Below are 23,108 nucleotides of genomic sequence, written 5' to 3' on the forward strand. Positions count from 1 at the left end.
CCATACTTTACACATGCCTTTAAATCTTGCGATATTTACGCAGGGCTATGATATTTAGAAGAATGAACAAGGCGGAGAAGCCGGTGAGCACATACACATCCAAGGCTATCGCCCCCCAGCCCTGCCCGCGGATCATCACATCGCTGAGTCCTTTCGTGCCGTAGGTCAGTGGCATAATTACTTCAAATTTACGGAGCCAGTCCGGGAGCGTATCTATGGGGAACAGACCAGACAGGAACAACTGCGGCACGATAATGAGAGGAATGAACTGGATCATCTGCAGCTCGTTATTTGCATACGCTGAGATGAGAGTCCCTAAGGTTAGTGCGCTAAGTGACATTAGCAAGGTCAGAAGAATGACCAGACCAAAGGAACCTACCATCATGATGCCAAGGACCTGAGTACAGTACCATGAAATGAGAAGTGCCTGAATGATCGTGAAGATCCCGAACCCGCCAACATACCCGAGCACAATTTCATAACGCTTAAGCGGGGTAGCCAGTAATCGTTCAAGTGTTCCCGTTGTTCTCTCCCTGAGGAAGGAGACACCCGCAATCAGGAATACAAAGAAGAAGATGAAGAACCCGATAAGTATAGGGCCGAACTGGTCAATACTGGTCATATCCGCAGAACCATGGAGGTAACTGATGACTGGCTTAATGGAAGCCGCCTGGTTCTGAAAATGTTCCGCTGCTTTCTGCACCGCTTGGAGCACGGCACGGTTAACTGCGGGCTCACTGCCTTCAAGCTTGACGGCAGGTACATGTCCGTCAATTGTGATCAGTGCATCGATGGTCCGATCGCTAAGTGCGGCCTCAGCGAGATCTCGTCGATCATAATTGATAGTAGTGGCACCCTCAGCCTGTAGGCTGGATGTTAATATTGGTGATGTATTCAGCAGACCAAGTGTAGGCTTATATTCCTTCCCGTTAAAGACAAGGTTCATCAGAGTCAGGACGAATAGGGGGGCAATCAACATTAAGGCGAGAGTCCGTTTGTCCCGGCGGAACTGGCGTAAGATTCGAATTACGATAGCCCATATCTTCATGCTTGATGACCTCCATAATATACAAATGCCTCTTCAATAGAACGGGTGCCAGTTTGAGAGATCAGCTTCTCAGGTGAATCCACGGCCAGAAGCTTTCCCTCCCGGATCATCCCCAGCCGATCACATTTCTCCGCTTCATCCATGACATGCGTCGTTAGCAAGATCGTTGTTCCCTGTTGATTTAACAATTTTAGTTCCTTCCAAATCGCTTGGCGAAGCAGGGGATCGATCCCGACTGTGGGCTCATCGAGGACCAGAATGGGAGGATGGTGAAGGAGGGCGGCAGCCAGGGATAGACGGCGCTTCATCCCTCCTGAATATTGGTCTACTCGTTTATCCAGATGATCGCTAAGGGCAACGATTTCGGTAACCTCCATAATGCGCTTACGCAGGGAAGCCCCTTTCAATCCATAAAGTGCACCGAAAAACTCCAAATTCTCCTTTGCGCTCAGCTCGGTATAAAGGGCGTCGGACTGAGCCATATAACCGATTTGATTCAGAATGGACAGCTTTGGCATCAGCGTACCTTGAACGTGTACCTGACCGGTCGTAGCTTGCAGCGTTCCGGTAAAGAGCTTAACCAGGGTGGTCTTCCCCGATCCTGATGGACCAAGAAGCCCAAAGGTCTCCGCGGGGTGAATCTCAAGCGTAATATCCTCAAGCACAGTTTTATTCCCAAAACGTTTACTGACCCGGGCGGCCGTAATAACATTTGGATGCTCAGACATAGTAACACTCCTTCATTCAGATAATGAGTGAGTACTCACTTTTGTTTCGAGTATATCGGACGTTCCTGGATTTGTAAATGAGCAATAGTAAAGACTGCCGATTGAATCGGCAGTCTTGGATTTAAAGCGCTATATCACTTTGATTTTATTATTACCCGCAAGCTTCCTCAAATCAGCATTAATCTTTTCTCTCTCATCAGCTTCAAGCATTAGGGACAGGCCATAATGAAAGAAAGGAGGCTCGATTTGACGCTGCCAGCGAATTTGAGCATTTAAATCATACTCTTCTTCACTTAATTTGAGCCGCAAAATTCCTTTAATAGAATTGGAAAAAGCGTGGAGATTAAGGGGGGTCCGAATTTTGCATCCTCCCTTGCTGATATCGATTAAATCTGCTTCAGCAGGCTTACTTGTGATGATCGTACCATTAATCTCAGAAATTCGAATCCAGCAGCTCATAGGTTCTTCCATAGAGTAGCGGAAAGGTTCTTTTCTATTATTAGTGCCCATAGCCCCTCCAGAACATCGGTGTATAACGTAATTATACCTAATATTTGGATTTTATTAAACTTTATATTTTATATATCTTCAATACTTCTTCCATATATCAACTTTTAAATATATTTCTATGGTCACGGGTCCATTCTCCTAGATTTTTATATGTTTTTTCAATAATTTAACATTCCATTACAAACTACAAGAATTCTTTTAACAATCTTATACGAAAATGACATCATAGCACTTATGTATTAGGAAAAGGGTGAGCTGATGAATAAGGGTAAAGTATTCAGTATGTTAGTTGCTTCTGCACTGGTAACCTCAGCAGTAACAGCAGGGACAGCGGGTGCGGCAGCTGCAAAAACATCTAGTCCGGCAAAAACGACTGCAACGAAACAAACAACAACCAAGTTTAAAGTCATTAATTCAGGGCTTCAAGTAGATGGCGACAACATCAACTTGAGAGCGATTGAAGTGAATGGTACCAAGCTGTACTCGATCCGTGATTTGGCGGATGCGCTTAGTGCGGGGCTTAAGCTTGAGAATGGAAGTGTAGTTCTGAATGATTCTTACGGATACCACACCGTAACAATCAAACCTAATATTAAAAGCCTGCAGGTAGATGGCGCTACCCAAGATTTCAATGTGGCCCCTAAGCTTCAGGATGGCAATATTTATGTCGAGCTGAATACTACGGTGGACGCGCTCGGTGCTGAAATCGCAGGCAGCGGCAGCGTCTACAAATTAAAACGTCTGGAAGGCGAATTCTCTTCTCCTGGTTTTGATGAGAATGGCAACGTTATAGCAACCAAAGAGGATGGAGAGGCTCTGCAAGTATTCAAATTGCGTCCTTCAGTTGGTACTCCAAATGAAGTGCTGTCTTCGAATGAGGGTGCCGCAACTGCCGTAGTTTCTCCAGATCATAAATGGGGAGCCTTCACAGATGGCAATGGCCAGTTGTTTGTCTATGATCTAGGAACCGGCTTGACAAAGCAAATCGGGTCGGATAGTTCAGTGAAGACAGACCTTACCTGGTCCGCAGACGGCAAGAAAGTGTACTTTATCCAAGGTGACAAGCAAGAGAAGATTTCTTACATAACGATAGACAGCGGTGTACTTACCGAGGTCCTTGCAGATAAAGTGGAGAATAAGTCCGATCTTCAAGTATCGAGTGATGAGAAGAAGGTAGCTTACCTGGTTAACACAACAGGTGTTGCCAAGAATGATGCTGACAGCACTGAGGATTCCCTTAGCATTGATTTCTCTGGAGCTGGCGCACAGGTCTACTCTTTGGATCTGACAACCAAGGGCGCAAAGCCTGTACAGTTGACAAAAACTACGGACAATAAGCTGCTGCCTTCTATTCTCGCAGATGGAAGCATCGTCTATGTAAGTGCAGATCCGGATGGGAAAGATGTGAACAGTGTACTGAAAAGCATCTCTGCAGACGGAACCAAAGTCACTGATCTCATCTCGGATATTGATGTGACCTTGGATGTAGTGACAAAGGATGGAAAATTGCTGGTGGCTGGTCTGAAAGCGGATGGTTCTTCGCAGTTATTCGAGGTGACTGGTGGAGTCAAGAAAGAAATTTACAGCACACCGAACGGAATTTCCGAAGTTGCTGTATCCAAAGACGGCAAGATCGCGCTGATTAGTGATGGCAAGATTGTTCTAGTAGAAGGCGGAAAAGGCACTGAGCTAACTAAATAAATATAATTCGAGAATTCGAGAGGAGTAATTCAATCATGAAATTGTTCAAAAAAATCTCTTTGGTAGCCGTAGCTGCCGCATTCATTCTTTCTTCAGCAGGTGTAGGATCATCAGTTCAAGCTGCAGGATCTGTATCGGGTAAAATTACGATTAATGGTTCCACTGCACTTCTTCCACTATCATTGCAAGCTGCAAAAGAATTTCAAAGATTAAATCCTAAGGTGAAAATCGCCGCTTCCGGTAAAGGTTCTGTAACAGGCCCTCAAGCCGTTAATAAAGGTATTGCTCAAATCGGAGCTTGCGACTGGGATGCAAGCACAGATGTTCCTGGATTCAAAGCATTCGCGGGTCAAGTGGCTAACAAAGTAGCTGTAATTCCTTTTGCGACAGTGGTTAACAAAAACGTGGGTGTTGATAACTTGACTACTGACCAGCTTAAAGGGATTTACAGCGGTAAAATCACGAACTGGAAAGAGGTTGGCGGAAGTGACGCGGACATCGTTGTCATCACTCGTGCCTTCGGTTCCGGTACACGTGTTAACTACCAAGCCAAAGCACTTGGCGGTGGAGATATCGTGAAGAAGGCTAAGAATTACAAAGAAGTTGGATCCAGTGGTGATATGAAGACAGCTGTGTCTACAACTCCAAATGCTATCGGATATATCGACCTTGTGTATGTAAGTGGCGGTGACATGAAAGCAGTTAAACACAATGGTGTAGCTGCAACTGTTGATAATGTAATTAAAGGTACTTACAAAATTTGGTCCTATGGTTACTACATGACTAAAGGTCAACCTACTGGCGCTACTAAAGCTTTCATCGACTATGTACAAAGCAAGAAGTTCCAAGAAGGTTCACTGAAGAAGCTTAAATTCATTCCGATTTCTGCTATGAAATAAGAGGAAAGCTAAGCTGAAGTAGAATTAAAATGTAACGTTAACCAGCCAGCCCCTGTTCGGGGCTGGTTGCTGTATGGGAGGAAGCAGAACGAAATGAGCACACCAGTTCATGATTTACCTGCACAAAAGGGTACTTTATTGCAGACGCCGATTCAACCATCCAGTTGGAAGCGGGGCCGAGGATCAAGAGTGCGGTTCACCAATGGATTATTCAAATATTATTTCTTATTCAGCATACTGGCACTTTGTCTGGTGCTGGCCTTGGTTATTTTCTTCATCGGCAAAACAGCAATTTTGACCTTTAAGGACATCTCACTAGCCGATTTCTTTCTATCCTTTGATTGGACACCGGAAGAGGGCAAATTCGGAGCTGCTTCATTTATCGTCAATACGATATCCTTAACAGCTCTAACCTTAGTATTCGCAGTTCCCATTTCGATCGGAATGGCGATCCTGATTGCTGAAATTGCTCCAAAATGGCTGAAGTCATTTATACGTCCGATTCTCGACCTTCTGGTTGGTATTCCATCCATCGTCTATGGTTATCTGGGCCTGACGGTGCTGATCCCGATTATTCGAGAATTAAGTGGAGAGAATCTGGGAGACGGTATGCTTGCAGCTTCTCTGGTGCTGACCATTATGATTCTGCCTACAGTTAGCCGGATCAGTGATGACGCGATATCAGCTGTACCCAAGAAATATCGAGAGGCGGCTTATGCTCTTGGATCTACCCGACTGCAGGTAATTATGAAGGTTGTGCTGCCGGCTGCAGCAAGAGGAATTGCGGCTGCTGTCATTCTAGGTATGACACGTGCGATTGGAGAGACGATGGCTGTGGTGATGGTCATTGGTAACACGGCTCAGCTGGCGACATCCTTGTTCTCCCCAACCTCTGTGCTTACCAGTAATATTGTCATGCAAATTTCCAACGTGGAATTTGACTCTACCTGGAACTATGCTCTGCATATGATGGCCTTCCTTCTGCTGATTATCTCTTTTGGCTTGATTATGATTATTCGTCTAATTAGCAGAAAGAGAGGGGATGCCGCATGAGCAGCTTCACACCAACACGCAAGAACAAACGAGCACTGATTTGGGATAAGGCAGCTACGGGTTCCTTTTATGCACTGGGAGCTGCTGTCCTGCTGTTCATATTCTGGCTGCTGTATACCATACTTAGCAAAGGTCTGCCGGGTATCAATCTGGAGTTCTTGACTAAGCTGCCTGAAGAAATTGATGTAGGCGGAGGAATAGGGCCTGTTCTGTTCAACTCCTTCTACATTCTAATTCTGTCGTTAATCATTTCTATACCGATAGGTGTAGGGGCAGGTATCTACATGGCGGAATATGCGCCCAAGAACAAATTTACGGAAGGGCTGCGGATTTGCGTGGAGACTCTCTCTTCCGTACCTTCCATTGTGTTCGGGATGCTGGGACTGGCTATTTTTGCCGAGTATTTTGATATTGGCCTGACGATTCTGGGCGGTGCGGTCAGCTTGGCATTTCTGAATCTTCCAACCTTGGCGCGTGTCACGGAAGAAGCGGTCAGAGCGGTACCAACTGAACTCCGCAATGCCTCCTATGCGCTTGGAACGACCAAGTTCCAGACCATTCGCACTGTAATTCTGCCAGTATCCCTTCATGCCATTGTTACAGGGATCTGCCTGGTAGCCGGCCGGGCCTTCGGAGAGTCCGCGGTTATTATTTTGACAGCGGGGCTTAGTACTTCAGGAGAAATGTGGGACTTCAGCTTATTCTCGCCGGGCGAGACTCTTGCCGTTCATCTCTGGTATGTTCAATCCGAAGCCATTGTAGAGGATGCTAAGCAAATCGCTGACAAGTCTGCGGCGGTTCTGGTATTCGTGGTTCTTTTCCTCAATCTGCTGTTCCGTGTACCGCTTTGGTTCAATAACCGTAAGCTTAAGAAATAGGCAGGCACTTCCTAGATTCAACATAATTGCTTAGGCAGACGCTCCGCGAACGGATCGTTGTTCCAATCGCTGTTGTTTCCAGATTTTTTTCATTCCCCTTAGCGGTAAAAATCCGGACACAAAGGCGACCGCTATCGCTTTTCCACAATCGTTCCGTCCACTCCGCTGGTTAAGCGAAAATAACTGTAACCCAAAACTAACTTTACTGATACGAGCCGGTGACCAAACGCAGAGCAGCGATCCTCCACAGGAGAATCGCTGCTCTGTTAGCGTTTCGGTGAGAGCATGAAAGGGGGCTATCTCAGCTTGTAGAAATCTGCTCTGGGTCAGCCCTCTTTGTGTTTCTACAAAAGGCCCTTGATATCGGCTTCGATAGCTTCGGGTTCCGTCCGTGCGCTGAATTGCTTGATTACATTCCCATCACGGTCTACCAGGAACTTAACAAAATTCCACTCGATCTCTCCTGTATGGTAAGGGGATGGTGTACGATCGACCAGATGTACAAATAAAGGGTGCGCGTTCTCGCCTTTAACATCAATTTTGGAGAATAAAGGGAAAGTGACCTGATAATTAAGCTCGCAGAATTGTTTGATTTCCTCTTCAGTTCCAGGCTCCTGGCCGGCAAATTGATTGGACGGGAACCCAAGCACCACCAGTCCCTGATCCTTATACGTGTCATATAAAGCTTGCAGTCCCTTGTAATGCGGGGTAAGGCCGCAGGCGCTGGCCGTATTCACAATTAGGAGTACCTTTCCTTTGTACGCTTCCAGGGTAGTTTCTTTACCCTCAATCGTGGTTACTTTGAAATCGTAAATTGACATGTTAAGCCTCCTTTTATTGAATCTTCATCAAGGTTATTCTACATGATTGTGCGCACAGTGCTCAAATATGTTGGGTTAACTTAGCATGATTTCGGAGCGGTTAGCAAATGCTAAGTTTGCTAAGAATAGAGCATTCGACAAGGGGTTGTTAAGATGAAAAAGGTAAGCTTGGCATTATTGGTACTCTGGCTATCTATCGTTGCTGTGGGCTGTGGTGTCAATAAAAGTAATAACACATCTAGGACGAATCAGGGACAAACTAATACTTCTGGTAATGCTGCGCAGACAGCGCTTGAGGAGGTCAAAGCAAGCGGCAAGCTGCGGATTGGCACTGAGGGGACCTATGCTCCATTTACTTTCCATGATAGCACGGGGAAATTAACAGGGTTTGATGTGGAGATTGCTGAGGAGATCAGCAAGCGAATTGGAGTCCAGCCTGAATTTGTTGAGTCAGCGTGGGACAGCCTTATTGCGGGACTTGATGCCAAACGCTTTGATGCCGTTTTTAATGAGGTATCTATAACAGATGAGCGAAAAGCTAAATATGCTTTCTCAGATCCGTATATTGTGTCCAAAGCGGTGCTGATTGTGCGGCAGGATAACACAAGTATCAAGAAATTTGCCGATCTGAAAGGAAAAAAATCGGGTCAGTCTCTTACTAGTAATCTCAATAAAATTGCCAAAGAGAATGGAGCCCAGATTGTTCCGATCGAAGGGTTCAATCAGGCCATTGATCTGTTAACCTCGAATCGGATTGACGCCACGGTTAATGACGGCTTGTCGTTCCTGGATCTGAAGAAGCACAAGCCAGATGCGCCTATCAAGGTTGTGGATACATCAAATGCTGCTTCCCAAAGTGCAGGTCTGTTCAATAAAGGGGCCGATGACCTTGTGACCGCTGCAAATAAGGCCCTTGCTGATATGAAGAGTGACGGAACTTATTTGAAGATTTCCAAGAAGTACTTTGGAGAAGATGTCTCGAAATAACTTGATGGTAAAAGGATGCATGCCCAATGGATGAGCGTAAAATACAGATTTTGATGGATTCTCTGCTACCGCTGTTAAAAGCTGCGGTAGCTTTTACCGTTCCGCTGACTTTGATTTCATTTGCTCTGGGCCTCATTTTGGCTGTACTCACCGCTTTAATAAGGTTATCCAGTTGGAGAGTTGCGAGACTTATTGCCAGGTTTTATGTGTGGATCATACGTGGAACACCTCTGCTGTTGCAGCTCTTTATCATTTTCTTCGGTCTTCCCAGTATTGGGATCACACTGGATCCTTTAATAGCTTCTGTTATCGGATTCTCGCTGAGTGTAGGGGCCTATGGCTCGGAAATTGTTCGGGCTGCAATCCAGTCTATTCAGGCGGGGCAATGGGAGGCTGCATACTCGATTGGCATGACCCGTATTCAGGCGCTCCGTAGGATCATTTTGCCGCAGGCTGCAAGAGTGTCAGTTCCTCCTCTGGCGAATTCATTTATAAGTCTGGTTAAGGATACCTCTCTTGCTGCCAGTATTACTTATGTCGAAATGTTCCGAACAGCTCAGGAAATTGTTGCTGTCACTTTTGAACCTCTGCTTCTATACTCTGAAGCCGGATTTCTTTACTTAATGTTAAGTACCGTTCTATCAGGACTTCAAAATTTTCTGGAGAGGCGGTTTAACCGTTACTCCACAAGATAAGGAGATATGCGATGATTGAGGTTCACAATTTACATAAGTCCTTTGGTACACAAGAGGTGCTGCGGGGTATTGATCTGAAGCTGGACAAAGGGAAAGTGCTGGTGATTATAGGCCCTTCGGGTTCAGGAAAGACAACACTGCTGCGCTGTTTCAATCTGCTGGAACAGCCTGACAGTGGAACTCTGAAAGTGGGCGAGGTGGTTCTGGAATTTCATGAAGGATCCAAGCCAAAGCAGGAGCAAATTCTTAAGCTCCGCAAGCAGAGTGGAATGGTCTTTCAAGCCTATCATCTATTCCCGCATATGACCGCCCTGGAGAATGTGATGGAAGGGCAGATTACGGTTCAGAAGAAGAACAAATCGGAAGCACGGAAATTCGCGCTGGAGCTTCTTGCAAGAGTAGGTCTTGAGAATAAGACCGATTCATACCCTCATATGCTATCAGGAGGTCAGCAGCAGCGGGTAGGTATTGCCAGGGCCATGGCGGTTAATCCCGAGGTTCTGCTGTTTGATGAGCCGACCTCGGCTCTGGACCCGGAACTGGTGGGCGAGGTGCTTAGGGTAATGAAAGGTTTGGCTGCTGAAGGGATGACCATGGTAGTCGTTACTCACGAGATGAAATTTGCTGCCGAGGTAGCGGATCGGATCATTCTTGTGGATAGCGGCCGCATTATAGAAGAGGGTTCCCCGCAAGAAGTATTACAACATCCCAAGAACCCGCGTGCAGCACAGTTTCTAAATATTTTGACAGAAAATAAGCTTTAACAAAAAAATCTCTCCAAAAGGAGAGATTTTTTGATGACGTCCCAGAAGGGATGCTCTCGCACGCTCGAGACTCCGCTCATCCCCCTAGCCAAGAGGCAAGGGTGGCTTCACTACGACGAACCCCAACTTTGGGGTTCTCATCCCTCGGGACGCAAAAAAATCTCCCCAAAAGGAGAGATTTTTTGATGACGTCCCAGAAGGGATACTCTCGCAGGCTCGAGACTCCGCTCATCCCCCTAGCCAGAAGGCATAGGTGGCTTCGCTACGACGAACCCCACTTTGGGGTTCTCATCCCTCGGGACACAAAAAAATCTCCCCAAAAGGAGAGATTTTTTGATGACGTCCCAGGAGGGATACTCTCGCAGGCTCGAGACTCCGCTCATCCCCCTAGCCAGAAGGCATAGGTGGCTTCGCTACGACGAACCCCACTTTGGGGTTCTCATCCCTCGGGACACAAAAAAATCTCCCCAAAAGGAGAGATTTTTTGATGACGTCCCAGGAGGGATTCGAACCCCCGACCGACGGCTTAGAAGGCCGTTGCTCTATCCAGCTGAGCTACTGAGACATATGAAAAAATTCAAGCAAAAAGAATTTTACCACAACCTGGCTTGCTAAGCAACTGGAAAGTGAATAGAATTTAGCCAATCTTTTTAAATTGGGTACTCTCTATGCTATAATCTACGAAATAATTGAAAACGGCAGAAAGGAGGGACATTTATTAACACGCATGGACCCGAAGGAAGGGATAACGTTGTATTGTTTCCCAAGACACTGGATTTTTATCAGATGGAGTTAACCCGGATGCTGGAGACCGAGCGTTACGGCGAGGCAGGAGACCTGCTGGAATTTCTGCTTCAGTGTCAGGGACAGGAGCCCAGACAGTATGAAGAATGGAAGGCGCTGCTTGAATGGCTGAGAGATGCTTTTCCCGGAGTAGTTGGTGAAGGAAGCGAAGCCGACTTTTATGAAGAGAATGAAGAGTCACTGGCTCGCTTGCATATTGAAGCCAAGCTTGCTTTGGACAAAGATTATGGGAATAAGCTGCTTAAGGCCGCTATGGAAAGCCCTTTATCCGAGCATTCTCTTCTGGCCCTTGAGCAGCTGTCATATCTCGATATGCCTGAGATTGATGATGCGCTGCGCAGCTGGCTGGACAGGGAGAATGTTCATCCCCTGATTCAATTTCATATCCTGCAGACTTTGCGCCGGCGGGGAGCACAGGGGATTGTGTCGTTTCTCCGCGGACAGGAGCCGGTGGAAGTTGAGATTGAGACAGTCCCGTTAAAGTCAGGTGATTTCCCACCACAGGTCCAAAGAATATTGGAGCGTGTAGGTGATCAGACCCAGGTTCATAATCCAACTCTCTTTTATTTCGCTCAGGAATTCTGGTTCCAATTCGTAATGGGTGTATACGGAACAAGAGATTATGCGTCCATTCTGACCGAAGAAGATAGTACAATGGACATCTGGGCAGCAGCGCTGCATCAGACGATTTCTGAGAGTCTACCCGATGGCAAAAGCGACAGTGATATCAGATTGGTATATGGGATTACGGATGCGCTTCGCCTCCGTTTTGAGCAGGTGTACAGATCTATGAAACAGTTTGTTCATTCAGGACAAGGAAGATAATTAATGGCTGACAGTTCTTCCTGGTTCGCCCAGCCGTGGAACACTTGTAAAAAGCTGTATTGTTGTTTATAATGTAATGGTTGTTCTTGTTCTGTACGTGAGTAAGGAATAATGAAATTGAAGCCGGATACATATCAGGATTCAATATATGTGAACTTATTTTGGAGGGGAAAGCATAAAATGAAAGCAACTTGGGAAAAAATAGAGAAGAACCTCGGCGTTCTCGAGGTCGAAGTGGATGCGGATCGTGTATCTGCAGCGCTGGATAAAGCTTTTAACAAAGTAGTAAAGAAAGCAACCGTACCAGGATTCCGTAAGGGTAAAGTGCCTCGGCCAATTTTCGAAGCGCGTTACGGGGTTGAAAGCCTCTACCAAGACGCGATCGACATTTTGCTCCCTGAAGTATACAGCGAAGCTGTTGAGCAAACAGACATCTTCCCGGTAGATCGTCCTGAAGTGGACGTTGAACAGTTTGGTAAGGGACAAGTTTTCAAATTCAAAGCTAAAGTAACTGTTAAGCCAGAAGTGAAGCTTGGCGAATACAAAGGCATTGAAGTTGCAGCTGAGAACGTAGAAGTTACTGAAGAAGAAGTAGCTCAAGAACTTGAGCGTCTTCAGCAGCGTCATGCTGAGCTTGTTGTTATCGATGAAGAAACTGCACAGAACGGTGACACTGTCGTAATCGACTTTGACGGTTCTGTTGATGGTGTTCCTTTCGAAGGCGGTAAGTCTGAGCGTTATTCCCTTGAGCTGGGCAGCAACACATTCATCCCAGGTTTTGAGGAACAAGTGGTGGGCCTTGCAACAGGCGACTTCAAAGATGTTACTGTTACTTTCCCAGAAGCTTACCATGCAGAAGAATTGGCAGGTAAGGAAGCCGTATTTAAAGTGAAAGTTCATGAAATCAAGCGTAAACAGCTTCCAGAACTTGATGATGAGTTCGCGAAAGATGTTAGCGAATTTGATACTCTTGAAGAATATAAAGAAGATGTGAAGAAACAGCTTGCTGATCGCAAATCGAAAGAGAACGAAGCAGCTCGCGAATCCTACCTGGTTGATCAGGTTGGAGAGAAAGCTGAAGTTGAAATTCCAAGAGCTATGGTACAAGGTGAAGTCCAAAACATGGTTCGTGATTTCGATAACCGCCTTCGCACTCAAGGTATGAACCTTGAAATGTTCCTGAGCTTCTCTGGTCAATCTCTTACTGAGCTTCAAGAACAAATGGAAGGCGACGCTGAAAAACGCGTTCGCAACAACCTGGTTCTTGAACAAATCGCAAAAGAAGAGAACATCGAAGTTACTGAGGACGAGCTTAATGCGGAGCTGAACACTATGGCTGAAGCTTACAAGCGCACTCCAGAAGAAATCCGCAATATCCTTGCGGCTAATGGTTCCCTCGGAAGCATGCGTGAAGAAGTGTTGCTTCGCAAAACGATCCAATTTCTTCTTGAGAACAGCAAAGAAGTTCCAGCTGACCAGCTGAAACCATCTGCTGATGCAAAAGAAGAAGTGAAAGAAGAAGCAGCTGAAGAGAAGTAACTTCTATTGAACGAATAAGCTGATTCAGCATATAGTCTCACTATGCAAGGTATGACCTTAAGGCACGTATTTCAAATGCGTGCCTTATTTTTCACTAAGGAAGCATACATTTTCTTCCATAACGCTAGGATCTCCTGCTAAACTCCGTCATCACTTGTGTGAAAAATGACAGAGGTCCTTGAACATGGTAAAATAGGAAGTGTGATATACAGAATGACCTCAGTGTATGCTTTTTGGAGTTCTGTATGGATAATACGAATAGAGAAAAGAGGCTTGGGATTATGAGTATCGTACCTATGGTTATAGAACAAACGAGTCGGGGAGAACGATCTTACGATATTTATTCCAGACTTCTTAAGGATCGTATTATCTTTCTCAGTAACGCAATCGACGATGAGGTAGCTAACCTCGTGATTGCCCAACTCTTGTTTTTGGAAGCTGAAGACCCTGAGAAAGACATCCATCTATACATCAATTCACCTGGTGGTTCTATTACAGCAGGTATGGGTATATATGATACAATGCAGTTCATTAAAGCGGATGTTTCTACCATCTGTGTCGGAATGGCAGCGAGCATGGGTTCATTGCTGCTTACTGCTGGAGCACCAGGCAAGCGTTTTGCTCTGCCAAATAGTGAAGTGATGATTCACCAGCCTTTGGGGGGAGTACAAGGTCAAGCATCAGATATTAAGATCCATGCTGAATGGATCATCAAGACAAAACAAAAGGTCAACCAAATATATTTGGAACGCACCGGTCAAACTCTGGATAAGATTGAACGGGATACAGACCGTGATTTCTTCATGAGTGCGGAAGAAGCAAAGGCCTACGGGATTATTGACCAGGTCATTAATAAACCCATTAAATCTTAAAGGGGTGTATACCATACATGTTCAAATTCAATGAAGAAAAAGGACAATTGAAATGTTCTTTCTGTGGTAAGTCACAGGAACAAGTACGCAAACTTGTAGCCGGACCAGGCGTTTATATATGTGATGAATGTATTGAGCTTTGCACGGAAATTGTGGAGGAGGAGCTCGGTCACGAGGAAGAACTCGATCTGAAGGAAATACCGAAGCCTCGTGAAATTCGTGACATTCTTGACCAATATGTTATTGGACAGGATCAGGCTAAGAAATCTCTATCGGTAGCGGTGTACAACCATTACAAACGGGTGAATACTCAAAGCAAGATTGAAGATGTAGAGCTTCAAAAGAGTAATATCCTGCTTCTGGGACCAACGGGTTCTGGTAAGACTCTTCTTGCCCAGACTATGGCCAAAATTTTGAATGTTCCTTTCGCCATTGCGGATGCAACTTCTCTTACAGAAGCGGGTTATGTAGGTGAAGATGTAGAGAATATTCTCCTCAAATTGATTCAAGCTGCTGACTATGATGTGGAGAAAGCAGAACGCGGGATTATCTATATCGATGAAATTGATAAAGTTGCCCGTAAATCTGAGAATCCATCCATCACACGTGATGTATCCGGTGAAGGTGTTCAGCAGGCCCTGCTCAAGATCCTTGAAGGTACTGTAGCCTCTGTACCTCCGCAAGGTGGACGCAAGCACCCTCATCAAGAATTTATTCAAATTGATACAACAAATATCCTGTTTATTTGTGGCGGTGCCTTTGATGGATTGGAACAAATGATCAAACGCCGTGTAGGTAAGAAAGTAATCGGATTTAATGCTTCTGCTGATGGCCAGAAGGATCTTAAGCCAGGCGAATATCTTGGAATGGTTCTTCCGGAAGACTTGCTTAAATTCGGTCTTATTCCTGAATTTGTAGGTCGTCTGCCGGTCATTTCCACATTGGAGCCGCTTGATGAGACTACGCTAGTTCGTATTCTGTCCGAGCCGAAGAATGCTTTGGTGAAGCAGTATCAGAAGCTTCTAGAACTCGACAACGTGAAGCTCGAGTTTGAACCTAAAGCGCTTGAGGCTATTGCCCGGGAAGCAATCAAACGGAACACAGGAGCACGGGGTCTTCGCGCAATTATCGAAGGAATCATGCTGGATGTGATGTATGAAGTTCCTTCACGCGATGACATTACGAACTGTGTTATTACCGAGAAGGTTGTCGAGGAGAAAGTGATTCCTGAGCTTCAAGTTCAGAAGAAGAACAAACAAGAAGAGAGCGCATAAGGCTGATTAGCAAAGTGCTTGATTAAATAATATGCTGAATCTCCACCCTAATGGTCCCGAGTGGCCAGATGATAGGGTGGAGTTTGGCGTTATGGGAGAGACCTGAAAATGACATTCTTGAGACAAGATACCCGGCCTGTCAAAGTGGGGAATCTGACCATTGGCGGCAGTAATGAAGTGCTCATTCAAAGTATGTGTACAACGAAGACAGCGGATGTTGAAGCAACCGTTGCGGAGATCCTACGTCTAGAAGAAGCAGGCTGCCAGCTGGTTCGTGTAACCGTAAATAACGAGGAGGCAGCTGCGGCAATCAAGGAGATCAAGAAGAGAATTCATATTCCTCTAGTTGCGGATATTCACTTCAATTATAAGCTTGCGCTTCAAGCAATCGAGAACGGCATTGATAAGGTCCGGATTAATCCGGGGAACATTGGCCGCAGGGAAAAGGTTGAAGCTGTAGTGAAAGCCTGTAAGGAGCGTGGTATACCTATCCGTATCGGGGTAAATGCGGGCTCGCTGGAGAATCACTTGCTTGAGAAATATGGATATCCAACTCCTGAAGCTATGGTGGAAAGCGCACTTTACCATATAGGTATCTTGGAAGAACTTGATTTTCACGACATTATCGTGTCCCTGAAAGCTTCCGATGTGCCTATGGCTATTGCCGCTTATTCCAAAGCTGCAGAGGTTATTCCTTACCCGCTTCACCTTGGTATTACAGAGGCAGGGACCTTATTCTCTGGTACTGTGAAGAGTGCGGCAGGTATTGGTGCACTATTATCAATGGGGATAGGCTCAACATTGCGGATCTCACTCAGTGCCGATCCGGTTGAAGAAGTGAAGGTAGCCCGTGAGCTGCTGAAGACTTTCGGTCTGATCTCTAATGCTGCTACTCTAGTATCATGCCCGACTTGTGGACGATTGGATATTGACTTATTCTCCATAGCTAACGAGGTTGAAGAGTATATTTCTAAGATTAAGGTTCCGATTAAAGTATCTGTACTAGGCTGTGCCGTTAACGGTCCGGGCGAAGCGCGCGAAGCGGATATTGGTATTGCCGGTGCGCGAGGAGAAGGCATGCTCTTCCGTTACGGGGAAATGATCCGGAAGGTACCGGAAGCGGAGCTTCTGTCCGAGCTTAAGAAAGAGATCGACCATATTGTTGAAGTGTTCGAGAGAACAGGTGAGATACCTGGCCGTAAAGAACATATTTTGCGTTAATGATGAAAGCCGTGAACGGATTTGAACCGTTTACGGCTTTTTTGTTGACTAATATTGTTAATCACTCCTGTCCAAAAAACCTAAGTTTTGGCGTTTTACCCTCATACAAAAAGGCAATACTACCAAGTAGCAGGTTTTGAAAATGGGAGGTTGGTTAGCTATGGATTTAAGCATGATTATTATGGCGGTACAGCTGTTCTTCGCTGTAGTTATCGGAATATATTTCTGGAACTTGCTTCGGAGTCAGAAGGGTAACCGGAGTGCGGTAGACAGGGAGTCCCGCAAGGAGATGGATAAGCTGAGAAAGCTTAGGGCCGTCTCGCTTACTAAGCCTCTGGCAGAACGTGCTCGTCCTGCAACCATGAGTGATATTGTAGGCCAAAAGGATGGACTTAAGGCTCTGAAAGCTGCTTTGTGCAGTGCGAATCCTCAGCATGTCATTATATACGGACCGCCTGGGGTGGGTAAGACGGCAGCTGCGAGAGTAGTAATGGAAGAGGCGAAGAAGAACCCCTCGTCTCCATTTCGTTCAGATGCTAAATTCACAGAGATTGATGCCACAACTGCACGCTTTGATGAGCGTGGGATTGCTGACCCTTTGATTGGATCGGTTCATGACCCGATCTATCAGGGAGCGGGTGCCATGGGGGTCGCGGGTATTCCCCAGCCGAAGCCGGGTGCCGTGACCAAAGCTCATGGAGGGATTCTGTTCATTGACGAGATTGGTGAGCTGCATCCCGTTCAAATCAACAAGCTGCTTAAGGTGCTTGAGGATAGGAAAGTATTCCTCGAAAGCGCATATTATAACTCGGAAGACAATGGGACCCCGGCTTATATCCATGATATCTTCCAGAATGGGCTTCCTGCTGATTTTCGATTAGTGGGAGCAACGACCCGTTCGCCTCAGGAGCTCCCTCCTGCCTTAAGATCCCGCTGTATGGAGGTTTTCTTCCGCCCTCTTCTTCCCGAAGAGATAGCCCAAATTGCGGAGGATGCTGTGAAAAGGATCGGACTTGAGCCTTGCAGTGAAGCGGTTGAAGTCATCAAGAAGTTTGCTACGAACGGCCGGGAAGCTGTGAACATGGTACAGCTTGCGGCCGGACTTGCTCTAACGGAGAAACGAAATCACCTGCTCGCATCGGATCTGGAGTGGGTTGCTACAAGCAGTCAGTTGGTACCAAGACCTGAACGCAAGATCTATGAACATCCGCAGGTAGGTGTGGTTAATGGTCTGGCAGTATATGGACCTAATATGGGGGCTCTACTCGAGATAGAAGCGACTGCCGTCCTAGCCGTGAAGGGGATGGGGAACTGCAATATAACAGGGGTTGTTGACGAGGAGGAAATTGGTGGGGGGAATCGGACCCTTCGCCGGAAGAGCATGGCCAAAGGCTCTGTGGAGAACGTCTTGACTGTACTCAAGAGCATTGGGCTCGATCCTTCAAATTATGATCTCCACATCAACTTTCCGGGTGGCACACCGATTGACGGGCCATCTGCAGGACTTGCCATGGCAACCGCTATTGCTTCCGCGATACGGAATATTCCGGTCGATAACCGGATTGCGATGACAGGTGAACTTGGCATACATGGCAAGGTCAAACCGATCGGCGGAGTTGTGGCCAAGGTGGAAGCCGCCTTTCAGGCTGGTGCAACGACCGTATTGATCCCGAAAGAAAATTGGCAGAGCCTGTTCGAGGGCCTTGACGGAGTTAAAGTAATTCCGGTAGAAACGTTAAAAGAAGCTTTCCAGCATGTGTTCGGTCCTGAGGCGGAGCGCAGCTTTAGTTTTACAATCGCAGGGGAAGTATTTACTCAGCCTGCAGCAGCTTTTTTTCAAGTGGACTCACCCCATACGGAATCACTGTGAGGATCGAGCGGCTGTTTGGCAGCCGCTCTTCGTTGGTGTTTTAAAGGAACATTTGCTAAAATAGGAATAATATCTCCTGAGAAACCTGAGTTTTTAAGGGGGAACCATCAGGCAGACGCAACATATTAAAGCTGAGAACCATTGGAGGTGCTAAAACGATGGGAACCCACAAATTAAGCAAAGGTCGTCGTTTTCCTTTGCTGCCACTACGGGGGCTGCTAGTCTACCCTAGCATGGTCCTGCATTTGGATGTAGGACGTGAGAAGTCCGTTAAGGCACTGGAAAAAGCTATGGTTGACGATAATTTAATTCTCCTATGTTCTCAATCTGAAGTGAATATTGAAGAGCCTACCCAGGAGGATATATTCCGAATTGGTACAGTGGCTAAGGTCCGTCAAATGCTCAAGCTACCTAACGGAACGATCCGCGTTCTTGTTGAAGGCATGGAGCGGGCTGAAATTATTCAATATTTGGATACGGAAGAATATTACGAGGTTATCGCAAAAGAACTGCCTGAGGAGGAATCAGCCGACCCTGAGGTCGATGCTTTGATGCGTACGGTTCTTACCCAGTTTGAACATTATATTAATTTGTCCAAGAAAGTGACTCCAGAGACGCTTGCCGCTGTCTCGGACATTGAGGAGCCAGGGCGTCTGGCCGATGTAATTACAAGTCACTTATCGCTGAAGATCAAAGAGAAGCAGGAAATTTTGGAGACAGTTGATGTTCAGAAACGGCTTGAGAAACTGCTCGACATTCTGAATAATGAGCGTGAAGTTCTTGAGCTGGAGCGCAAGATCAGCCAGCGCGTCAAGAAGCAGATGGAGAAGACGCAGAAAGAGTACTATTTACGCGAGCAGATGAAGGCGATCCAGAAGGAGCTTGGCGAGAAAGAAGGCCGGGCGGGTGAAGTGGAAGAGCTGCGCGGTCAAATGGAAGAAAAGCAGCTTCCCGAGAAGGTTCGCGAGAAGGTTGAGAAGGAGATTGACCGGCTTGAGAAAATGCCGGCCAGTTCGGCAGAAGGCGGGGTAATCCGTAATTATGTGGATTGGCTGCTTAGCTTGCCATGGTCTAATCAGACGGAAGATGACCTTGATCTTTCAAAAGCAGAACAAGTCCTGAACGACGATCACTATGGTCTCGACAAGCCCAAAGAACGTGTGCTCGAGTACTTGGCTGTACAGAAATTGGTTAAGAAGCTGAAAGGACCTATTCTGTGCCTTGTGGGGCCTCCAGGTGTGGGTAAAACCTCCTTGGCACGCTCCATTGCACGTTCGCTGGGTAGAGAATTTGTGCGGATCTCTCTTGGCGGTGTCCGGGATGAAGCGGAGATTCGCGGTCATCGGAGAACCTACGTAGGCGCCATGCCTGGTCGTATTATCCAGGGGATGAAGACGGCAGGCACACTGAATCCGGTCTTTCTGCTTGATGAGATCGATAAGATGGCATCGGATTTCCGCGGGGACCCTTCTGCCGCGCTTCTCGAGGTGCTGGATCCCGAGCAGAACAATACATTCAGTGACCACTTTATTGAAGTACCGTTCGATCTGTCTAACGTGATGTTTGTTACTACGGCAAATGCGGTCCATAACATTCCTCGTCCGCTTCTGGATCGGATGGAGATGCTCTATATTCCAGGTTATACGGAGCTTGAGAAGCTTCAGATTGCCTCGCGTTATCTTTTGCCTAAGCAGAAGAGAGAACATGGTCTGGAGCCGGAGCAGCTTATTATTGGAGAAGAGGCCTTGCTGAAGACGATTCGTGAATATACAAGAGAATCAGGTGTGCGCAATCTGGAGCAGCAGGTTGCCGCACTCGCTCGTAAGGCAGCAAAGCGCATCGTCTCAGAGGAGATTGAATCGATAGAGATACTTCCTGATAATATAAAAGATTACTTAGGTGTACCTAAGTTCCGATATGGTGTTGCTGAGCTTGAAGATCAGATTGGCACGGTGACCGGACTCGCCTGGACTGAAGTTGGCGGTGAGACATTGGTTATCGAGGTTACCGTTGTACCTGGAACCGGCAAGCTTACGCTGACCGGGAAGCTTGGAGATGTGATGAAGGAGTCCGCTCAGGCTGCATTCAGCTATACACGTTCCAAGGCGAAGGAGCTCGGAATTCCGGCGGATTTTCATGAGAAAAACGATATTCATATCCACATCCCTGAAGGAGCGATTCCCAAAGATGGCCCTTCGGCCGGCATCACAATTGCTACCGCGTTGATATCTGCGCTGACGAACCGATTGGTCTCCAAGGATGTGGCCATGACTGGGGAGATTACGCTTCGCGGGCGGGTGCTTCCGATTGGCGGATTGAAGGAGAAGTCTCTAGCAGCTCACCGTGCAGGCTATAAGAAAATTCTGCTGCCTAAAGATAACGAGCGTGATCTTAATGATATTCCAGAGAGCATTCGGAGTGAGATGACATTCGTACCGGTATCACATATGGATCAAGTATTGAAGCACGCGCTTACTGAACAAGTTGAAGTGCACTAGAGAGGAAACACTAGAATGAAAGTAACAAGTTCTGAATTTATTATCAGTGCTGTAAGGCCTGAACAATACCCTGAGGATGGCTTGCCAGAGATTGCTCTGGCAGGTCGTTCCAATGTGGGTAAGTCCTCACTGATCAACCGCATGATTAACCGAAAAAATTTAGCCCGGACCAGCTCTACGCCTGGTAAGACACAGCATTTGAATTACTACCGTATCAATGATGCGCTTTATTTTGTTGACTTTCCCGGATATGGCTACGCCAAGGTGTCCAAGGTACAGCGTCAGGTTTGGGGTAAGATGATTGAGGAGTTCTTGACGGTTCGTGAACCGCTGAAGCTGGTGCTCCTTATCATTGATCTAAGGCATCCCCCTTCCAAGGATGACGAATTGATGTATGACTGGCTTAAGCATTATGATCTTCCGGTATGTGTAGTTGCGACGAAAGCGGACAAGATTCCGAAGAGCCGTTGGCAGAAGCATATCAAAATTATTAGAGACGCACTGGTTATGCGTGCGGGCGATGAACTTATTATGTTTTCCTCAGAGGCGGGTATTGGTAAGGATCAGCTTTGGAGTTTAATTGAAAGACACATTGAAGATCAGGACTCGGAAGTTTCGGAGGCAAGCCCTTCTTCGGACTGAACAAAAAGTGATGATATGGAACACACAGTCTTTAGATCAATCCATATAATTCGTGAAATTAAGAGGGAACGGGAGAACTTACAGCAGGAAAGTGAGCAAGTTAAGGGATTTTTACTCCTTAAGTAGCCAAATTCCGTTTTTTTCTAAAATTCGCTGAAAAATCATGATTTGATTACCGAGCAATTGCTTTAATGAGTAGTGTATAATTAACTACAAAGGATTAAAAGAATTGAGGAGATTTTTATGGCTCAGCGGTTAGCCACAGAGTACATTAAAGCCAGTTTGCGATTGACGGAAGTTCAAATGGCCGAATTTATTCACAGAATAGATGATCCCCACGTAATCCAGCGGATTAAGGTGCTGGATGGGGGTGGGCAAGAAGTAGTTCTTGAAGATGATCAGGGAGAGGAACTGCATCTGCCTTTTGATCGTAAGGACGGTTATTATATCTGTGAAGCATCTTTCCGCTTAATAAATCCTCCTATTACTAATGTTATGCGCCGGTTGTTCGCAGCCTATAAAGGTTCTGGTTTGGTGAACCGAATCTACAATGGATTTATGGTCATGTATCATTACGAGGATGGCCAGGTACGCAAAATTACCGAATATAATGGGGACTCATATAAGCTCGTATTTGAGTATAAGAATACAGCCGAGGAACTGCAGCGTCTATTCCGCTTGAATGAAGTAGAGATGGAGATCGGACGGATTCACCGCGCGATTAATCATTTGCTGGATCAGCGTATTACATCGAATGATGAGCAGCACATTATGCAAATTGATGAAGAACTTCGCCAGAATACACGCCGTTTGTTCGTGTTGGAGGCCTAAGACATTCCGCCCTGAAAAATGGGCGGTCTTTTTTTTGATTAAAGTTCTAAAAAGTATTGCATTTGTCCTGAATAGATGTTATTTTTAATCTCGTTGAAAAGAATATAGGAACCAGGATTCACTCAGGACATTATGTTACGAGAGATTTTTCCCTCGGGAAGTGAATGACGTAGGTCCTAGCGGATGAAATTTTTCAAACATTTTATTCCTAGGAAGGGGGAACCGGAAGGTGGAATATTCAACTTTCGGAAGACACGTTGCTGTTGATACTTGGGGAGTCGATTTTGAGGTGCTGAACAATGCTGAGCTATTGCAAGCTCATTTGGTGGAAGCCGCTGAAGCGTGTGGCGCTACGGTATTGTCCGTGCAAGCCAAGCAGTTCGAACCACAAGGGGCTACGGTCCTTGTAATGCTGTCAGAGAGCCATCTCTCGATTCATACTTATCCTGAGAGAGGTTTTGCAGCTGTTGATTGTTACACATGTGGAGAAACAGTTGATCCACAGCTCGCCATTGATTACCTGGTATCCATTTTGAAACCGGAGAAGGCTTATGCGAAGAAGTTGATTCGTGGACTCGGAGAACTTACAGTTGAGACTCCTGCTATGGGGCAACAAGCTGAGCTGGTTTAAACCGGAAATGATTGATT

Annotated in this window: 21 protein-coding genes and 1 tRNA gene; 17 read left to right on the forward strand and 5 right to left on the reverse strand. The window is 46.2% G+C overall.

Going from position 1 to position 23,108, the window contains the following annotated elements; genetic code table 11:
• Positions 1–19: 19 nt before the first annotated feature.
• The 3 genes from ACRRNK_RS05850 to ACRRNK_RS05860 all read right to left on the reverse strand — a co-directional run bounded on the left by ACRRNK_RS05850 (position 20) and on the right by ACRRNK_RS05860 (position 2,286).
• On the reverse strand, positions 20–1,048 hold the full coding sequence (locus tag ACRRNK_RS05850; RefSeq protein ID WP_433945850.1) for an ABC transporter permease: 1,029 nt from the start codon (positions 1,046–1,048) through the stop codon (positions 20–22).
• A complete protein-coding gene (locus ACRRNK_RS05855) occupies positions 1,045–1,776 on the reverse strand; it encodes an ABC transporter ATP-binding protein (protein ID WP_433945851.1) in 732 nt (243 codons plus the stop codon). The genes ACRRNK_RS05850 and ACRRNK_RS05855 overlap by 4 nt, the downstream gene beginning before the upstream one ends.
• A gap of 129 nt (positions 1,777–1,905) precedes the next feature.
• Positions 1,906–2,286, reverse strand: a complete 381-nt coding sequence (locus tag ACRRNK_RS05860) for a PilZ domain-containing protein (RefSeq protein WP_433945852.1) — start codon at positions 2,284–2,286, stop codon at positions 1,906–1,908.
• A 258-nt stretch (positions 2,287–2,544) separates the two neighbouring features.
• On the opposite strand from ACRRNK_RS05860, the gene ACRRNK_RS05865 reads away from it, so the two are divergent.
• The 4 genes from ACRRNK_RS05865 (at position 2,545) to pstA (ending at position 6,817) form a co-directional block, all read left to right on the forward strand.
• On the forward strand, positions 2,545–3,987 hold the full coding sequence (locus tag ACRRNK_RS05865; RefSeq protein WP_433945853.1) for a stalk domain-containing protein: 1,443 nt from the start codon (positions 2,545–2,547) through the stop codon (positions 3,985–3,987).
• Positions 3,988–4,022: 35 nt separating this feature from the next.
• Positions 4,023–4,886, forward strand: coding sequence for a phosphate ABC transporter substrate-binding protein (locus ACRRNK_RS05870; RefSeq protein WP_433945854.1), 864 nt, complete (start codon positions 4,023–4,025; stop codon positions 4,884–4,886).
• 93 nt (positions 4,887–4,979) lie between these two features.
• The gene (gene pstC / locus ACRRNK_RS05875) at positions 4,980–5,939 is read left to right on the forward strand and encodes a phosphate ABC transporter permease subunit PstC (protein WP_433945855.1); all 960 of its coding nucleotides are present in this window, start codon (positions 4,980–4,982) and stop codon (positions 5,937–5,939) included.
• Complete coding sequence (gene pstA / locus ACRRNK_RS05880; protein WP_433945856.1) at positions 5,936–6,817, forward strand: phosphate ABC transporter permease PstA; 882 nt, start codon at positions 5,936–5,938, stop codon at positions 6,815–6,817. The genes pstC and pstA overlap by 4 nt, the downstream gene beginning before the upstream one ends.
• A gap of 344 nt (positions 6,818–7,161) precedes the next feature.
• On the opposite strand, the gene ACRRNK_RS05885 is transcribed toward pstA, so the two are convergent.
• Positions 7,162–7,638, reverse strand: coding sequence for a glutathione peroxidase (locus ACRRNK_RS05885; protein WP_433945857.1), 477 nt, complete (start codon positions 7,636–7,638; stop codon positions 7,162–7,164).
• Between the two features lie 153 nt (positions 7,639–7,791).
• Between ACRRNK_RS05885 and ACRRNK_RS05890 the strand changes: the two genes are divergently transcribed.
• The 3 genes from ACRRNK_RS05890 to ACRRNK_RS05900 are packed head-to-tail and all read left to right on the forward strand — an operon-like array spanning position 7,792 to position 10,084.
• Positions 7,792–8,625, forward strand: coding sequence for an amino acid ABC transporter substrate-binding protein (locus tag ACRRNK_RS05890; protein WP_433945858.1), 834 nt, complete (start codon positions 7,792–7,794; stop codon positions 8,623–8,625).
• 26 nt (positions 8,626–8,651) lie between these two features.
• A complete protein-coding gene (locus ACRRNK_RS05895; protein ID WP_433945859.1) occupies positions 8,652–9,320 on the forward strand; it encodes an amino acid ABC transporter permease in 669 nt (222 codons plus the stop codon).
• An 11-nt stretch (positions 9,321–9,331) separates the two neighbouring features.
• On the forward strand, positions 9,332–10,084 hold the full coding sequence (locus ACRRNK_RS05900) for an amino acid ABC transporter ATP-binding protein (RefSeq protein ID WP_433945860.1): 753 nt from the start codon (positions 9,332–9,334) through the stop codon (positions 10,082–10,084).
• 491 nt (positions 10,085–10,575) lie between these two features.
• Here ACRRNK_RS05900 and ACRRNK_RS05905 read toward each other — a convergent pair.
• A tRNA-Arg gene (locus ACRRNK_RS05905) sits at positions 10,576–10,649 on the reverse strand.
• Positions 10,650–10,885: 236 nt separating this feature from the next.
• On the opposite strand from ACRRNK_RS05905, the gene ACRRNK_RS05910 reads away from it, so the two are divergent.
• The 10 genes from ACRRNK_RS05910 to speD all read left to right on the forward strand — a co-directional run bounded on the left by ACRRNK_RS05910 (position 10,886) and on the right by speD (position 23,091).
• Positions 10,886–11,713, forward strand: a complete 828-nt coding sequence (locus ACRRNK_RS05910) for a hypothetical protein (RefSeq protein WP_433946816.1) — start codon at positions 10,886–10,888, stop codon at positions 11,711–11,713.
• A 180-nt stretch (positions 11,714–11,893) separates the two neighbouring features.
• Positions 11,894–13,252 (forward strand): trigger factor, encoded by a 1,359-nt coding sequence (tig, locus tag ACRRNK_RS05915; RefSeq protein WP_433945861.1) that lies wholly within the window; start codon positions 11,894–11,896, stop codon positions 13,250–13,252.
• A 281-nt stretch (positions 13,253–13,533) separates the two neighbouring features.
• Positions 13,534–14,124, forward strand: a complete 591-nt coding sequence (clpP, locus tag ACRRNK_RS05920) for an ATP-dependent Clp endopeptidase proteolytic subunit ClpP (RefSeq protein ID WP_433945862.1) — start codon at positions 13,534–13,536, stop codon at positions 14,122–14,124.
• A gap of 17 nt (positions 14,125–14,141) precedes the next feature.
• Complete coding sequence (clpX, locus tag ACRRNK_RS05925; RefSeq protein WP_433945863.1) at positions 14,142–15,398, forward strand: ATP-dependent protease ATP-binding subunit ClpX; 1,257 nt, start codon at positions 14,142–14,144, stop codon at positions 15,396–15,398.
• Positions 15,399–15,506: 108 nt separating this feature from the next.
• Positions 15,507–16,619: a flavodoxin-dependent (E)-4-hydroxy-3-methylbut-2-enyl-diphosphate synthase gene (gene ispG / locus ACRRNK_RS05930; RefSeq protein ID WP_433945864.1), complete on the forward strand. Its 1,113-nt coding sequence runs from the start codon at positions 15,507–15,509 to the stop codon at positions 16,617–16,619.
• A 160-nt stretch (positions 16,620–16,779) separates the two neighbouring features.
• Positions 16,780–18,489: an ATP-dependent protease LonB gene (gene lonB, locus ACRRNK_RS05935; RefSeq protein ID WP_433945865.1), complete on the forward strand. Its 1,710-nt coding sequence runs from the start codon at positions 16,780–16,782 to the stop codon at positions 18,487–18,489.
• A 158-nt stretch (positions 18,490–18,647) separates the two neighbouring features.
• On the forward strand, positions 18,648–20,987 hold the full coding sequence (gene lon / locus ACRRNK_RS05940; RefSeq protein ID WP_433945866.1) for an endopeptidase La: 2,340 nt from the start codon (positions 18,648–18,650) through the stop codon (positions 20,985–20,987).
• A gap of 15 nt (positions 20,988–21,002) precedes the next feature.
• Complete coding sequence (gene yihA / locus ACRRNK_RS05945; RefSeq protein WP_433945867.1) at positions 21,003–21,629, forward strand: ribosome biogenesis GTP-binding protein YihA/YsxC; 627 nt, start codon at positions 21,003–21,005, stop codon at positions 21,627–21,629.
• 243 nt (positions 21,630–21,872) lie between these two features.
• The gene (locus ACRRNK_RS05950) at positions 21,873–22,460 is read left to right on the forward strand and encodes a non-ribosomal peptide synthetase module (protein WP_433945868.1); all 588 of its coding nucleotides are present in this window, start codon (positions 21,873–21,875) and stop codon (positions 22,458–22,460) included.
• Positions 22,461–22,689: 229 nt separating this feature from the next.
• Positions 22,690–23,091, forward strand: coding sequence for an adenosylmethionine decarboxylase (gene speD, locus ACRRNK_RS05955; RefSeq protein ID WP_433945869.1), 402 nt, complete (start codon positions 22,690–22,692; stop codon positions 23,089–23,091).
• Positions 23,092–23,108: the final 17 nt, after the last annotated feature.

Origin of the sequence: Paenibacillus sp. SN-8-1 (assembly GCF_050995535.1) — a bacterium.
In the GTDB taxonomy this organism is placed as follows: Bacteria; Bacillota; Bacilli; order Paenibacillales; family Paenibacillaceae; genus Fontibacillus.

What these genes read in the sequence shown, in the direction of transcription:
- ACRRNK_RS05850 (WP_433945850.1), bottom strand. Translation starts at nt 1,048, where the DNA reads ATGAAGATATGGGCTATCGTAATTCGAATCTTACGCCAGTTCCGCCGG.
- ACRRNK_RS05855 (WP_433945851.1), bottom strand. Translation starts at nt 1,776, where the DNA reads ATGTCTGAGCATCCAAATGTTATTACGGCCGCCCGGGTCAGTAAACGT.
- ACRRNK_RS05860 (WP_433945852.1), bottom strand. Translation starts at nt 2,286, where the DNA reads ATGGGCACTAATAATAGAAAAGAACCTTTCCGCTACTCTATGGAAGAA.
- ACRRNK_RS05865 (WP_433945853.1), top strand. Translation starts at nt 2,545, where the DNA reads ATGAATAAGGGTAAAGTATTCAGTATGTTAGTTGCTTCTGCACTGGTA.
- ACRRNK_RS05870 (WP_433945854.1), top strand. Translation starts at nt 4,023, where the DNA reads ATGAAATTGTTCAAAAAAATCTCTTTGGTAGCCGTAGCTGCCGCATTC.
- pstC (WP_433945855.1), top strand. Translation starts at nt 4,980, where the DNA reads ATGAGCACACCAGTTCATGATTTACCTGCACAAAAGGGTACTTTATTG.
- pstA (WP_433945856.1), top strand. Translation starts at nt 5,936, where the DNA reads ATGAGCAGCTTCACACCAACACGCAAGAACAAACGAGCACTGATTTGG.
- ACRRNK_RS05885 (WP_433945857.1), bottom strand. Translation starts at nt 7,638, where the DNA reads ATGTCAATTTACGATTTCAAAGTAACCACGATTGAGGGTAAAGAAACT.
- ACRRNK_RS05890 (WP_433945858.1), top strand. Translation starts at nt 7,792, where the DNA reads ATGAAAAAGGTAAGCTTGGCATTATTGGTACTCTGGCTATCTATCGTT.
- ACRRNK_RS05895 (WP_433945859.1), top strand. Translation starts at nt 8,652, where the DNA reads ATGGATGAGCGTAAAATACAGATTTTGATGGATTCTCTGCTACCGCTG.
- ACRRNK_RS05900 (WP_433945860.1), top strand. Translation starts at nt 9,332, where the DNA reads ATGATTGAGGTTCACAATTTACATAAGTCCTTTGGTACACAAGAGGTG.
- ACRRNK_RS05910 (WP_433946816.1), top strand. Translation starts at nt 10,886, where the DNA reads ATGCTGGAGACCGAGCGTTACGGCGAGGCAGGAGACCTGCTGGAATTT.
- tig (WP_433945861.1), top strand. Translation starts at nt 11,894, where the DNA reads ATGAAAGCAACTTGGGAAAAAATAGAGAAGAACCTCGGCGTTCTCGAG.
- clpP (WP_433945862.1), top strand. Translation starts at nt 13,534, where the DNA reads ATGAGTATCGTACCTATGGTTATAGAACAAACGAGTCGGGGAGAACGA.
- clpX (WP_433945863.1), top strand. Translation starts at nt 14,142, where the DNA reads ATGTTCAAATTCAATGAAGAAAAAGGACAATTGAAATGTTCTTTCTGT.
- ispG (WP_433945864.1), top strand. Translation starts at nt 15,507, where the DNA reads ATGACATTCTTGAGACAAGATACCCGGCCTGTCAAAGTGGGGAATCTG.
- lonB (WP_433945865.1), top strand. Translation starts at nt 16,780, where the DNA reads ATGGATTTAAGCATGATTATTATGGCGGTACAGCTGTTCTTCGCTGTA.
- lon (WP_433945866.1), top strand. Translation starts at nt 18,648, where the DNA reads ATGGGAACCCACAAATTAAGCAAAGGTCGTCGTTTTCCTTTGCTGCCA.
- yihA (WP_433945867.1), top strand. Translation starts at nt 21,003, where the DNA reads ATGAAAGTAACAAGTTCTGAATTTATTATCAGTGCTGTAAGGCCTGAA.
- ACRRNK_RS05950 (WP_433945868.1), top strand. Translation starts at nt 21,873, where the DNA reads ATGGCTCAGCGGTTAGCCACAGAGTACATTAAAGCCAGTTTGCGATTG.